This is a genomic window from Flavobacterium tagetis (genome assembly GCF_016735615.1).
Classification (GTDB): domain Bacteria; phylum Bacteroidota; class Bacteroidia; order Flavobacteriales; family Flavobacteriaceae; genus Flavobacterium; species Flavobacterium tagetis.
Genome location: NZ_JAERSF010000001.1, coordinates 548,020 through 560,781, shown reverse-complemented (window position 1 = coordinate 560,781; position 12,762 = coordinate 548,020). Strand labels below are relative to the sequence as shown.

The following is a 12,762-nucleotide window of genomic DNA, read 5'->3' as shown; positions in this document are numbered from 1 at the left end:
AATGTATCTTTGGTAGAAATACCACCAAAAACTATGAACGGAACATTAAATAAAGTGATGCTTATTGGCCATTTAGGCGATGATGTAAAGATGCATTATTTTGATGGAGGAAACTGCATCGGACGTTTTCAGCTGGCTACCAATGAGGTGTATATCAATAAAACGACCAATGAAAAGATTACTTCTACAGAATGGCATAATTTGGTTGTGCGTAATAAAGCCGCTGAGATTTGCGAAAAATATCTTTCTAAAGGAGACAAAATTTATGTCGAAGGAAGAATAAAATCTCGTCAGTGGCAAACAGAGGATGGAACTACAAAATATACGACCGAAATTCAGGTTACGGAGTTTACTTTCCTGACAACGAAAAAAGAAACTGCATATACTAAACAAAACCAGGATACAGAGTCGGCAAAAAACACTAACTTTGATGCTCCTGAAGGGCTTCCGATTAATGATCTGCCCTTTTAAGAGATGTTTAACTAATTTTATACAATTTGGACCCAGAGCCCAGTTTACTTTTTTCTACCAATCTTGACGCTAATTTAATTATTGGTTTCGTCGGAATATTTATTTTGTTATTTCTTTCAGCAATTGTTTCTGGTGCTGAAGTTGCCCTTTTTTCTTTATCACAGCAAGATATCGACAATTCTTTAAACGATAACCCTGCAAAAGGAAAAATTATTTCAAATTTATTAGATAAGCCTAAAAAGCTTTTAGCAACTTTATTGGTTGCAAATAACTTCTTTAATATTGGCGTAGTAATTCTGTTTGGCTATATTGGGCAGAGTATTTTTGCCAATGTAGGTTCGCCAGCTTTCAAATTTACGCTCGAAGTAATTCTGGTTACTTTCCTGATTTTATTATTTGGCGAAGTGCTTCCTAAAGTTTATGCGAGTAGAAATAGTATTCGATTTGCTAAACGTGTAGCTTATCCGCTGGCATTTTTAGATAAAGTGCTTTCGCCGATTAGTTTGCCAATGCGTGCCGTTACCATATATTTTCAGAATAAATTAGGAAAACAAAAAAGTAATTTTTCTGTCAATCAACTTTCTCAGGCATTGGAACTTACGGATTCGGAAGGAACTTCAACAGAAGAACAGAAAATCCTTGAAGGAATTGTTTCTTTCGGAAATACCGATACAAAGCAGGTAATGAGTCCGAGAATTGATATTTTTGCATTGGAAATATCAGAAACATTCGCAGAAATTTATCCTAAGATAATTGAAACAGGTTTTTCTAGAATTCCAGTTTATCGAGATAATATTGATCAGATTGAAGGCGTGCTTTTCGTAAAAGATTTATTGCCTCATATTGATAAAGAAGAATTTGATTGGACTTCTTTGATCAGAGAAGCGTTCTTTGTTCCTGAGAATAAAAAATTGGATAATCTATTGAAGGATTTTCAGAGCTTAAAAAGTCACTTAGCAATCGTAGTTGATGAATATGGCGGAACTTCTGGATTGGTTTCTTTAGAAGATGTTATCGAGGAAATTGTGGGTGATATTAGTGATGAATTTGATGATGAAAATCTGAATTTCTCGCAAATAGATGAAAATAATTTTCTTTTTGAAGGAAAAATAAACCTGAAAGATTTCTACAGAATTGTAGATGTTGACGAAGATGTTTTTGAATCTCATAAGGGAGAAGCCGAAACATTGGCTGGATTTATTCTGGAGATTTTGGGCAATTTTCCTAAAAAAGATCAAAAAGTGCCTTTTGAAAACTGTATTTTCACTGTAGAAACAGTAGATAAAAAGCGTGTAAAACAAATAAAAGTAACTATAAATAAAAATGCTTAATAAAATACTTTCAATAACAGCAATTTTGCTTGCGCTTACGGTTATAAGCTGTAAAAATGATGTTCTGCCTAAACCAGCCAGTTACCTGCGATTAGATTATCCAGAAGCAAAATATGTGAATTTTGAAAATACTTGTCCGTTCACTTTTCAAATGAATGAAGATGCTATTATAAAAGGAGAAAAAGAATGTGGTTTTGCGATCACATATCCTAAAATGAAAGCAACTATTTATTTAACTTACAAGCCTGTAAATGGCAATATTGATAAATTACTACGCGATGCTCAAAAACTAACTTATGAGCACGTTATTAAAGCTGATGATATTTTAGAACAACCGTATTTAAATCCAGAAAAAAAGGTTTATGGAATGTTTTATCAAGTAGACGGAAACGCAGCTACAAACTCTCAGTTTTATGTTACAGACAGTACAAAGCACTTTTTAATTGGCTCGATGTACTTTTATGCAAAACCAAATTTTGATTCGATTATGCCTGCCGCAAGTTATGTTAAAAACGATATGCAGCGTTTGATGGAAACATTGAAATGGAAATAAAAATAAAAAAGGATCCGAATAGGATCCTTTTTTATTATCAAATATCTTGAATTAAGATTTAAAATTAGAAACTTTATATGTCTTCCCGTCTCCGGTTTCTTGAACTACTTTTGTCAAAGATTCTGAGTTTTGGATTGTTTTGTCAAAACTTACAGTTGCAGTTTTTTTATCGAAATCAACCACTGCTTTTTCAACTCCGTCAAGGTTTGCTAATTCTTCTTCGATGGTTTTAGCGCATCCAACAGCGCAAGTCATTCCGTCAATTGTAAAGCTTGCAGTTTGGAGATTTTCTGCTGCGATTGGTTTATGTTCTTTTGGAGCACTTTTTTCTTTATTTACGACTTCAAGGCTTTTGTCTTCTGCTTTTTTACAGCCAACAAACACTAAACCAGCGATTGCTGCAGCGAATAAGATTTTTGAAATTTTCATTATATATTAAATTTTAGATTGCTAATTACTTGTTTGCAAAATTAGTAAAAAGAGAGCCGTCAGTTCGTAAAATAATTACAAATTTGCAGTAAAATACGATTTATGGAAACAAAACAGTTAAAGTGGATTTACTTAGCGATTCTTTCTCTTATATGGGGAAGCTCATTTATTCTAATAAAAAAAGGATTGGTCGGTTTAAGCGCTGTTCAGGTAGGATCATTCCGAATCATTTTTGCCGCTTTGTTTTTGCTAATTGTAGGTTTTAATAGTCTAAAAAAGATTTCCCGACGCCAATGGAAATTTGTTGCAATAACTTCACTTTTTGGAACTTTTATGCCAGCGTATCTTTTTGCCATTGCAGAAACTCAAGTTAATAGTTCTATTGTGGCGATTTTAAATTCGCTAACGCCTTTAAATACTTTGATTTTAGGAATTATTGCTTTTGGAATTCAGTTCCAAAAACGACAAGTTTTGGGTGTTTTTGTTGGACTGGTGGGCTGTCTGCTTTTGGTTTTAAGTGGAGATTCTGCGAGTGGAACGCAAAACTATTTATATGTTTTATTGGTGGTTATAGCGACACTTAGTTATGCGATCAACGTAAATCTGATTAAAAAATATCTTCACGATTTAAATTCTGTAAGCATAACAACAGGAAATTTTGCGGTTTTGCTTTTGCCAGCATTAATCATTTTAAGTGCAACCGATATCTGCCAGAAAATACATTTTGCAGAAACGGAGCATTCTACACTTTTTGTGGCAATTTTAGGTGTTTTAGGAACAGGAATCGCCAATATTCTGTTCTTTAAGCTGATTCAAATGTCATCGCCAGTTTTTGCAACATCAGTAACGTATTTAATTCCGATTGTAGCATTCTTCTGGGGATTGTTGGATAACGAATTCCTGACGCCAATTCAATCTGTTGGTGCTTTTATTATTTTGATCGGAGTTTATTTGTCGGCTAAGAAGTGATTTGAATTGTGAAATGTAACTTGTAAAAGGTAAAATGTAATCTGATATGTATGTCGCCCTGAGCGAAGTCGAAGGGCGCGCCAATTGGAATGGGGCTTCGATGGAGTTTATCCTGAGGAACGAAGGGCTCAGCCTGACAAAAGAGAGGCTTTTTTCTTAATAGTACCAAATCATTGAGCCTAACAGAACTTAGTAAATAAAAAAAGGCTTTGTCAAAGTTTCGAACTTTGACAAAGCCTTAAAATCTTAAACACTTAGGGACTTAGTGTCTTAGTATCTCAGAACCTTAGTATCTTAAAGAAAATCTTTTTCAGAAACTCCTTCGTTAATCTTGATGTCAGACATTTTAATGTCTAATTCAAATCCAACATTCTGAACTAGGTTAAAAGGAACCTTAACGCCTTTTACTTCTTTGTAATCATTAAAATTAGTGATTTGTTCAACTGATTTTCCAGCTTGTTCACGAACTTTAGATTCAGCAGTTTTTAAGCCTGATTTAACATCGTAATAATATTTTGTTTTACCATCTTTAATTACGTAAGCATCGCTTCCATTGATTGGTTCGATTCCTTCCACTTTAAGATCAGTTCTTTTTACAAGTTGCAGTTCTTCAAATGGAGCTGCATTAGCTTTCATTTCGGCTAAATCTTCACCTTCAAGGTTTTTTCTTTGTCCTTGCTGTTCAACGTAAGCGCCTTTTTCGTTAACAACTTGTTTCATTAAATTCATAGTTCCCATAGAAAGTGAAACCATCATTTTTCCTTTTGAATCTAATTTAGATGTAAAAGTCAATGGAGTAGGAGCTTGTGGAATTGTTGTTGAGCCATTCATGTATAATGTTTTAACAGCTGTAACCGCTTTTTCTCCGCCAATAGCGTTAATGTAGTTTTCGAAAACCGTTTTTGCACTAATATCTTTTGGCGCTTCTTTTTTTGTTGAAGGTTTTTCAACTGGATTTCCGTATTTGTCGAAATAGGAAATTGGAATTTGTAATTTTTCTAAACCAGGAATTACATCTGTACCTTTTCCAACAATAACAATTCGCATATTGTCCAATAAAAAGTATTTGTTGGCAACGCGGTAAATATCGTCTGCAGTAACATTATTAATGGTTTGAATGTATTTTTCGTAGAAATCAGCAGGAAGCTTTTCTGTTTCAATATTTAAGGCGTAACGTGCAACAGCTTGAGGTTTTTCTACCTGCATTACAAATCTTCCTATATAACCTGCTTTTACGTTTCTTAAAACTTCTGGATCGACTCTTTCTGTTCTGATTCTTTTAATTTCTTTTACAAATTGTACCACTGCGCTATCTGTAACCGTATTTCTTACAGCAGAAGATGCTTTAAATTTAGTGACATATTTTCCGCTTCCAATACTTGAATTTGCTCCGTAAGTCCACGCATGTTGCTCACGAAGATTCATGTTTAAATAACTATTAAAATCGCCTCCAAGAATCTGATTTGCAATAACAGCAGGGAAAAAATCAGGATCGCTCATTCTTAAATTTACAGTGTTTACCAATGAAATTTCAGATTGAACTGCATTTGGTACGTCAACAAAATCTATTTGTAAGTTTGAAACGTTTGTCGGATTTGGATAAGTGTTTTTTGGCGCAGCTTGCTTTTTCCATCCGCTGAATAATTTTTCAACAGCTGTTTTTACATCTTTAAATTTAACATCGCCAATAACGACCAAATAAGCATTTTCTGGAACGAAATAAGTGTTGTAATTGTTTTGAACATCTGCAAGCGTAACATTTTTTACAGTCTCTTCAGAAAGGTATTCTCCCGCGGGATGATTTTTTCCAAAAGCCAAAACATCTACAACTCTATTTGAAATGGCAGGAACACTTTTTTCGTCGGCTTTTAAACCTTCTAAAAGTTTTGCTTTTTCTTTGTCAAATTCTGCCTGAGTAAAATTTGGCTGTAATGCTCCTTCTGCCAAAAGTTCTAAAACACGTCCCGAATATTTTGATAATGTACTTGCGTAAGCGCCTTGAGAAGTGAAATTGATGTTAGCTCCGTAAAAATCAATTTCTTCATTAAAAGCTTCTTTAGTTGTTTTTTTAGTTCCGTTTCCGATTAAACTGCTGGTCAATTCATCAACCCCTTTTTTATTGCCTTCAGTAAAAGGAGCATTATCCAAAGTAAGTGTATAGCTCACTCTAGGTAATTTGTGGTTTTCAACAACTAAAACCTTCATTCCGTTTGATAAAACAAAGGTCTGCGGTTTTTTGATGTTGACTACTGGAGCATTTCCTGGTTTGGGTTGTGGACGATCTTGTGCTTGCATAATTCCAGTTAGGAAAATAAGGATTAAAAAAGTATGTATTTTTTTCATGATTCGATATTCTTAGTTTTGAGATTTGGCTGTCGGAATATAATCTAAAATCAAACGCTGATTTGGGTTCAAATACTTCTTGGCAACTTCTCTGATTTCTTCTCTTGTAATAGAATGATAGATGTCAATTTCAGTATTGATTAAATTGACGTCGCCATAAAGTAAATAGTATGAAGCAAGATTTTCTGCAATTCCTTCTACGCTTGAATTGGCGTTTACGTAATTGTTATCGAATTTGTTTTGTAATTTTTCGTAATCTTTTTCAGAAATAAGATCAGTTTGGATTTTTACAATTTCCTCGTCCATTTCCTTTAAGATGTCATTAATTGTATAGGGAGCCATTGGCAAACCATAAAGAATGTACATTCCGTAATCTTCTTGGCTAAATCCAACTGCACCAATCTGTAACGCCATTTTTTTGTCGTCAACTATTTTTTTGTAAAGCTTAGAGCTTTTTCCATCACTTAAATAAGAAGAAATTAGATCTAAAACTCTTGCATCTCTTGTTTTCATTGAAGGTGTTCTGTAAGAAGCAACAACCATTGGAATCTGAATGTTTGGATCTTCATAAGTGGCTGTGATTGGCTGCGTAATCGGATCTTCAACATAAGTTTGTTTTTTAACTTCTTCGCCTTTCGGAATTGGACCAAAGTATTTCTGGATCCATTCTTTTGTTTTTGTTTTTTCGAAATCTCCAGCAACGACTAAAACAGCATTGTTTGGAGTGTAGAATTTTTTGTTGAAAGCTTGAAATTCTTCAAGAGTTGCAGCATCCAAATCCTTCATAGAACCAATAGTAGTCCATCTGTAAGGATGTTTTTTGAACATGTTCTTCTTGACCTCAGGAAGAATATTTCCGTACGGCTGATTGTCATAGCGCATTCTTTTCTCCTCTTTTACGACTTCATTCTGAGTGTCAACACCAATTTTATTGATGATAGGATGCATCAGTCTTTCAGACTCCATCCACAAGCCTAATTCTAAACTGTTAGAAGGAAAAACTTCATAATAATACGTTCTGTCATCTGAGGTATTGGCGTTGTTTACTCCGCCATTTGCAGTAACGATTTTCATCCATTCTCCACGTTTTATATTTTGGGTTCCTTCAAATAATAAATGTTCAAAGAAGTGTGCAAAACCTGTTCGGTCAGGACGTTCGTCTTTTGATCCAACATGATACATTACCGAAGTGATAACAACAGGAGCAGAGGGATCATTGTGTAAAATGACATGCAGTCCATTGTCTAAATCGTATTCTTCAAAAGCTACTTTTTGGGCATGAGCCACTCCGCCAAGCATTAATGCAGCACTTAACATCATTATTGATTTTTTCATAAAGATTAATAATTTTAAAATATCAACAATAGTAGGTAGACAAGAGTTGATTTTGGTTACACCAAAAATAGTTTTTTTTAATTAGGAATTGCAGAATAGTTTTCAAATAAATACTATTTTAACAATCTTTTACTTTAAATTAATTTTGTTTTCTGTATGGAAATGCTTGAAAAACAAGGTTTTTTTAGGTGAAAATATTTTTGCTTTTATGGGTTGCATAGTAAATTATTAGTTGTATATTTGCAACCTTAAAATTCAATAAATCAATTTGATATGTATGCAATCGTAGAGATAGCAGGGCAACAATTTAAAGTAAGCAAAGACTTAAAGGTTTATGTTCACCGTTTAGCTAATGAAGAAGGTTCAAAAGTTTCTTTTGACAAAGTTCTTTTATTAGATGACAATGGAAATGTAACTTTAGGCGCCCCAGCTATAGAAGGTGCTTCAGTAGAAGCTAAAGTGTTACAACACTTAAAAGGAGATAAAGTTATCGTTTTCAAAAAGAAAAGAAGAAAAGGATACAAAAAAAGAAATGGTCACAGACAATATCTTACTCAAATTGTAATTGAAGGTATTACTGCAGCAGGAGGAACTAAAAAAGCAGCAGCTAAAAAAGCAGTTGTAGCAGAAGAAGCAGCTACTGAAGAAGTAGAAGCTCCAAAAGCAAAAAAAGCAGCTCCAAAAGCAAAAAAAGAGACTACTAAAGAATAATAACAATATTTAAACTCATACGTCATGGCTCACAAGAAAGGTGTCGGTAGTTCGAAGAATGGTAGAGAATCAGAATCAAAACGTCTAGGCGTTAAGATTTATGGTGGTCAAGCTGCTATTGCTGGTAACATCATCGTTAGACAAAGAGGTTCAAAACACAATCCAGGTGAAAACGTTTACATTAGTAAAGATCACACTCTTCACGCAAGAGTTGCTGGAGTTGTTAAGTTCCAAAAGAAAAGAGATAACAAATCTTATGTATCTATTATTCCATTCGAGGCATAATAATCATAGATTACTTTTTATAGAAAACCCGTTCTGAAAAGAGCGGGTTTTTTATTTTTTACTCAAGGTGGTTTAGTAAAAAAATACATTTGCAAGGCTGAGGATAATTAGATATCTTCAGTTCTTTAAAAAGTATAAGTTGAAAAAAATATTCTTATTTGCCCTTTTATTCTGTATAAACACTTACGGTAAAGTTCTATCGGATAGTACTGCCATTTATTTGAATTCGCTAAACAATGAGCATAAAAATGTTCTGTATGAATTTGAAGTTCTAAAAAAGAATGGTTTCAACACGGATCAGTTTTGGAACGCGCATAAAAATGAGTTTCCTAGTTTATCTAATGATCTAAGAGATGAATTAGCAAAAGAGGTTTTCATAAATTCAGATATTATTTATACTCCTCAAAAAGATTCTGCTGTACAATTGTGGATGCAGACGCAATTGTTGACCAATTGGATGTTTTATCTTTCTGCATTTATTGCTATTTGTGCTGTCGTTGCTTTGTTTAAAAGATATTGGAGTCTGCTCATTCAGTTTTTAGTTCATCATATTGCGCCAGTATTAAAAATTCTGTTTTCACCTGTTTTGTTAACTCTTGAATTGCTTTTAATTGGAGTAGTGTGCATAATTTATGGCTGTATTGTTGAAGAATTTGTATTGCGAACTGTAATTATTCATCTAGGTTTGTTTTTATTATGGAGCCAGTCTACGGCTTTGTTTACAAAGGAATACTGGATTAAGAAGTATGTTTATGAAATAGAAAATAACTTTTGGGGCAAAGATTCTTGGGAAACCATAAAAACGATATGTTTTCCGGCTTTTATAGTTACACTTGCGCTTTTATATGTGTTGTATAAAGTTCCTGCCGATGTTTTTTATAATTATGAAGTGGTTTTATCAGGAATCGCTGCGGTTTATGCTTTGCCTTTCTGGCGCTCTTTAGAAAAGTATATTTATCCTATTTTATTTCCCTTTCATAAAGAAGATTATAGAGATAGAAGTATTAATTCTCTAGCGGCCTGTACTGTTGTTGCGGTTGTTGTCACGATAGTATTGGCGCTGCAAGAAAATCTTATTTTTTATAATATTATTTCCGCTCTAGTAAGTTTATTGATTTTGTCATTTTTAGTTTTATCGTTAAAAATGAATCATAAATACAGTTCAAGAAACTATTATTTTATACAATTGGTTGCGTTACTTTTTCTTAGTGCCGTTTTAATGTATGGGTTTTATTTTCAGTTAAACGAAGTTATTTGGTTTGCTATTATAGGATCAACCCTGTTTGTAATAATAAAGTACATGGAAGCTTTTTCTTTTTTCTCAAATTGGAAAAGGGGAAGAGGTTGGGCTTGGAAATTGCTTGGTTTAGCTTTGTTGTTATGGTTGATGGGTAAAGGAATTTTGTATGTTTCGAAGCAGATATTTATAGTTTAATTTTCTGGAAAAGAAAAAACCTTTGTCAAAGTTCAAAACTTTGACAAAGGTTGGTATGTAGAGATCCAGTTTGGAATTTGGAATTTTTTAATTTAGGATTTTATTCCTCAGTATCCTTGGTTTCTTCTAAATCTTCTGTTTTCTTGCCCACTTTTACTTTAGGATTATCTTGAGTTCCAGTAACAGTTAATGGAATTCCGAAAATACCAAAAGGAGGAAGTCCTAAACGCATTTTTAAGTTTAATTTTCCGTCTAAGCTTGTTGTTCCTTCAATTCTTGGTCTAAAGCCTGCAAACTTAAATTTAAAGCGTTCTACGGTTATGATATTGTTCTTAACTGTTGTTTTGATGTCAACTTTAGAAAGATCTGGATTTTTCATAGACTCAGAATTTGTTTGTTTGCTTACAGCATTAAACATTTTCAAACCTCTCACTTTTACATCTTTTACAGAAAGAGTTCCGCCACCGACAAGAGAAGGGTAAACAGGATCCATATTTCCGTTTAAACGGCCTTTTAATTGGTAATCTAAAGAAACGATTCCTTGTGCTTTTTCGGCAGCACTTGCCATTTTTCTAAAAACTTCGACTTCGTTATAGGCTCTTTTAATATCAAAATCTGTAGCTTTTATGGCGTAATCAAAATTGGCTTTTTGCGGTGTTATAGCTTGGTAGTTGGCATTCATTGAAACGTTGCATCCAATTAAATTAAAACCAGTATTCTGCATAGTCAATTTGCCATTTTTCATGGTTAGATTTCCAGTTGCATTCTGAAGATTTAATTTGTCAAAATATACTTTTTGAGCATTGGCGATCAATTGTAAGTTTAAATTGGTTGGAATAATAATAACGCCAGTCTGAGTGTTTTCAGATGGTTTTGTTTCGGTTTTTGGAGCAGAAGTCTGTGTTACAGGTGTGTTAGGGTCTACTCTAGACATGAATTCGTCAACATTGATATATCGCGAAGTAACTTTGAAAGAACCTTTTAAAACACCAGTATTAGTCATTACATAATTGAAAACGTTCTGTAAATATCCATTCAATTTAAAATCAGATTGCCCGTATGCAGCAAGGAAATTATTGAAAGACATTTTATCCTGATTGATTTTGAAAATTCCTTCTTTGATGATGAATTTCTTAGGAAGATATTCAGAAGCAATTCCGATATTTCTTAATTCTAGCGTTCCCTTGTTGTTTAATTTGCTGTAATTTCCTTTTTCGGCATCGCTTTGTTTTCCTTTTAAAGATACATCGGCTTTTACAAAACCATCAAGATCAAGACCTTTTTGCGAGAAAACTTTATAAATTCTGTTAATGTCTAATTCGCCTTTAGCTTTTACATCATAACTCAAATCATCAAAATTGCTTAAATCAGCCTGTACAAAAACAGGTTTGCCTTCAAAAGTAAATTGAGTTGGCGTTAAGCTTACTTTCAAATCTGCAAATGTTCCTTTCTGGTTTTCGATTTTCGATTTAATCGTAATATCAGTAATTGGGTTTGGATAATATGGAGTTTTTAAATATCCATTATCCAAATTAAGAGTTCCGTTTGTAACAGGAAAACGCTTGTTTTTCTGGTCAAAGATTCCGTTTGCTTTTACATCGCCAGCTAAAGTTCCTTTTAATTCAATATCAGGAATTCCAAGTGCCTTCATTAATTTTTCAAGATCAATTTTGGCTTTAAAATCAGCATTAATATCCGGCGTGTTTACACCTTTAACCAAGAATTTCGATTTTAAATAATCCTGATTAATGTTTAACGATAAGTTTTTGGCATCCACAATTACCAAATCTGGATTTAGAGAGGGAACAGTTGTTTTGATATCTAAATTTAAATTTGAAACCGGAAATGCGCTTTTGTTATAATTGACAAAACCGTCAGTTACTTTTACATCCAAATCCAGATCAGGAGCGATATTTTCAGAAGTAATATATTTACCTTTTAAAGTCAGCAACAGATTTGTATTTCCTTTTAAATCTGTTTTAGAAAGCCATGTTATGTATTTTGGCGGTAGCGCTGTAAAGACATCATAAAGTTTGCTGTTATTAGATTTAATAACAAAATCCATATTGTAGCCGTCTTTCAAAATATCAAATTTTCCTTTAAAATCGACCAAAAGCTGATTGATTTTAAGGTTGTTTTGCTGGAAAAAGAAAGAAAGCGAGTTGATGTTTACTTTTGTAATCAAATCAGCATCAACCTTTTTGTTCATTAAATAAGGTTCATCTTCGTAAACGATATTTAATTTTTCGATGTTTGCTTTAGAATATAAATCAAAAACAGCTTTATTTAAATCTCCTTTTCCTAAATAATTGAATCCATATGCGTCAAAATGGACTTTAGTCGATTTGTCATCATAAACAATTTTACTGTTTAAAATTTCGATTCGTTCCAATTTAAGCGCAGTGTCACTGCTGTCCTTGGCTTTAGAAGCCTGTTCTTGTGATTTGTAAATGTTGTAATTCGCTTCTCCTTCCGGATTTACTTTTACGTTTATAAAAGAATCCGATAAATAAATCTGATCAATTTTTACCGATTTGCTGAAAATCAGACTCGCCACATTTATTCCGAAAGAAACCTCTTTTGCAGTAATGAATTTTTCGTTTGTATATGGTGCTGAGCCATTCAGACTTAAATTGTCTAAGGTTAAAGTAAGCGAAGGGAAGTGATGAAAAAACGACACCGAAACATCAGAATAATTTAGTTCTGCGCTTAATCTTTCGTTCGCCGTTTTCTTTATCTGCTCTTTAATTTGGTCCTCAAAGACGATAGGCGTTAAAAATAATAATCCTAAAATAACCGCGAAAGTTATTCCGAAATACTTCGCAATTTTAAAAACGATTGATCTGGATTTACTTTTCTGCATAGCGAATTGTGGTATTTATATTTTTAAATAGAGTAAT

General features: G+C 33.2%; 11 protein-coding genes. 7 read left to right on the top strand and 4 right to left on the bottom strand.

Annotated features, from left to right (window positions below; translation table 11 throughout):
* Positions 1 to 33: 33 nt before the first annotated feature.
* From JI750_RS02485 to gldD, 3 genes are read left to right on the top strand one after another with little or no spacing between them, the layout of a single operon-like run.
* A complete protein-coding gene (locus tag JI750_RS02485) occupies positions 34 to 471 on the top strand; it encodes a single-stranded DNA-binding protein (protein WP_095928033.1) in 438 nt (145 codons plus the stop codon).
* A 26-nt stretch (positions 472 to 497) separates the two neighbouring features.
* Positions 498 to 1,802: a gliding motility-associated protein GldE gene (locus JI750_RS02480; protein ID WP_201998750.1), complete on the top strand. Its 1,305-nt coding sequence runs from the start codon at positions 498 to 500 to the stop codon at positions 1,800 to 1,802.
* Positions 1,795 to 2,355, top strand: coding sequence for a gliding motility lipoprotein GldD (gldD, locus tag JI750_RS02475; RefSeq protein WP_201998748.1), 561 nt, complete (start codon positions 1,795 to 1,797; stop codon positions 2,353 to 2,355). The genes JI750_RS02480 and gldD overlap by 8 nt, the downstream gene beginning before the upstream one ends.
* 51 nt (positions 2,356 to 2,406) lie before the next feature.
* Here gldD and JI750_RS02470 read toward each other — a convergent pair whose 3' ends face one another.
* Positions 2,407 to 2,784, bottom strand: a complete 378-nt coding sequence (locus JI750_RS02470; protein WP_201998747.1) for a heavy-metal-associated domain-containing protein — start codon at positions 2,782 to 2,784, stop codon at positions 2,407 to 2,409.
* A 102-nt stretch (positions 2,785 to 2,886) separates the two neighbouring features.
* Here JI750_RS02470 and JI750_RS02465 point away from each other — a divergent pair, with 102 nt between their 5' ends.
* The gene (locus JI750_RS02465) at positions 2,887 to 3,753 is read left to right on the top strand and encodes a DMT family transporter (protein WP_201998746.1); all 867 of its coding nucleotides are present in this window, start codon (positions 2,887 to 2,889) and stop codon (positions 3,751 to 3,753) included.
* A gap of 294 nt (positions 3,754 to 4,047) precedes the next feature.
* On the opposite strand, the gene JI750_RS02460 is transcribed toward JI750_RS02465, so the two are convergent.
* Together JI750_RS02460 and JI750_RS02455 are read right to left on the bottom strand one after the other, a co-directional pair.
* The gene (locus JI750_RS02460; protein WP_201998745.1) at positions 4,048 to 6,096 is read right to left on the bottom strand and encodes a M16 family metallopeptidase; all 2,049 of its coding nucleotides are present in this window, start codon (positions 6,094 to 6,096) and stop codon (positions 4,048 to 4,050) included.
* 12 nt (positions 6,097 to 6,108) lie between these two features.
* The gene (locus JI750_RS02455) at positions 6,109 to 7,431 is read right to left on the bottom strand and encodes a M16 family metallopeptidase (protein ID WP_201998743.1); all 1,323 of its coding nucleotides are present in this window, start codon (positions 7,429 to 7,431) and stop codon (positions 6,109 to 6,111) included.
* Between the two features lie 273 nt (positions 7,432 to 7,704).
* On the opposite strand from JI750_RS02455, the gene rplU reads away from it, so the two are divergent.
* From rplU to JI750_RS02440, 3 genes are all read left to right on the top strand, one after another.
* Positions 7,705 to 8,142: a 50S ribosomal protein L21 gene (gene rplU, locus JI750_RS02450; protein WP_026728576.1), complete on the top strand. Its 438-nt coding sequence runs from the start codon at positions 7,705 to 7,707 to the stop codon at positions 8,140 to 8,142.
* A gap of 24 nt (positions 8,143 to 8,166) precedes the next feature.
* On the top strand, positions 8,167 to 8,427 hold the full coding sequence (gene rpmA, locus JI750_RS02445; RefSeq protein WP_012023622.1) for a 50S ribosomal protein L27: 261 nt from the start codon (positions 8,167 to 8,169) through the stop codon (positions 8,425 to 8,427).
* A gap of 139 nt (positions 8,428 to 8,566) precedes the next feature.
* On the top strand, positions 8,567 to 9,862 hold the full coding sequence (locus tag JI750_RS02440; protein WP_236672956.1) for a hypothetical protein: 1,296 nt from the start codon (positions 8,567 to 8,569) through the stop codon (positions 9,860 to 9,862).
* 100 nt (positions 9,863 to 9,962) lie between these two features.
* Here the strand turns inward: JI750_RS02440 and JI750_RS02435 are convergent, their stop codons facing one another.
* Positions 9,963 to 12,725 carry an AsmA family protein gene (locus JI750_RS02435; RefSeq protein ID WP_201998741.1) on the bottom strand — a complete coding sequence of 921 codons (2,763 nt, stop codon included), beginning with the start codon at positions 12,723 to 12,725 and terminating at the stop codon, positions 9,963 to 9,965.
* Between the last annotated feature and the right edge of the window lie 37 nt (positions 12,726 to 12,762).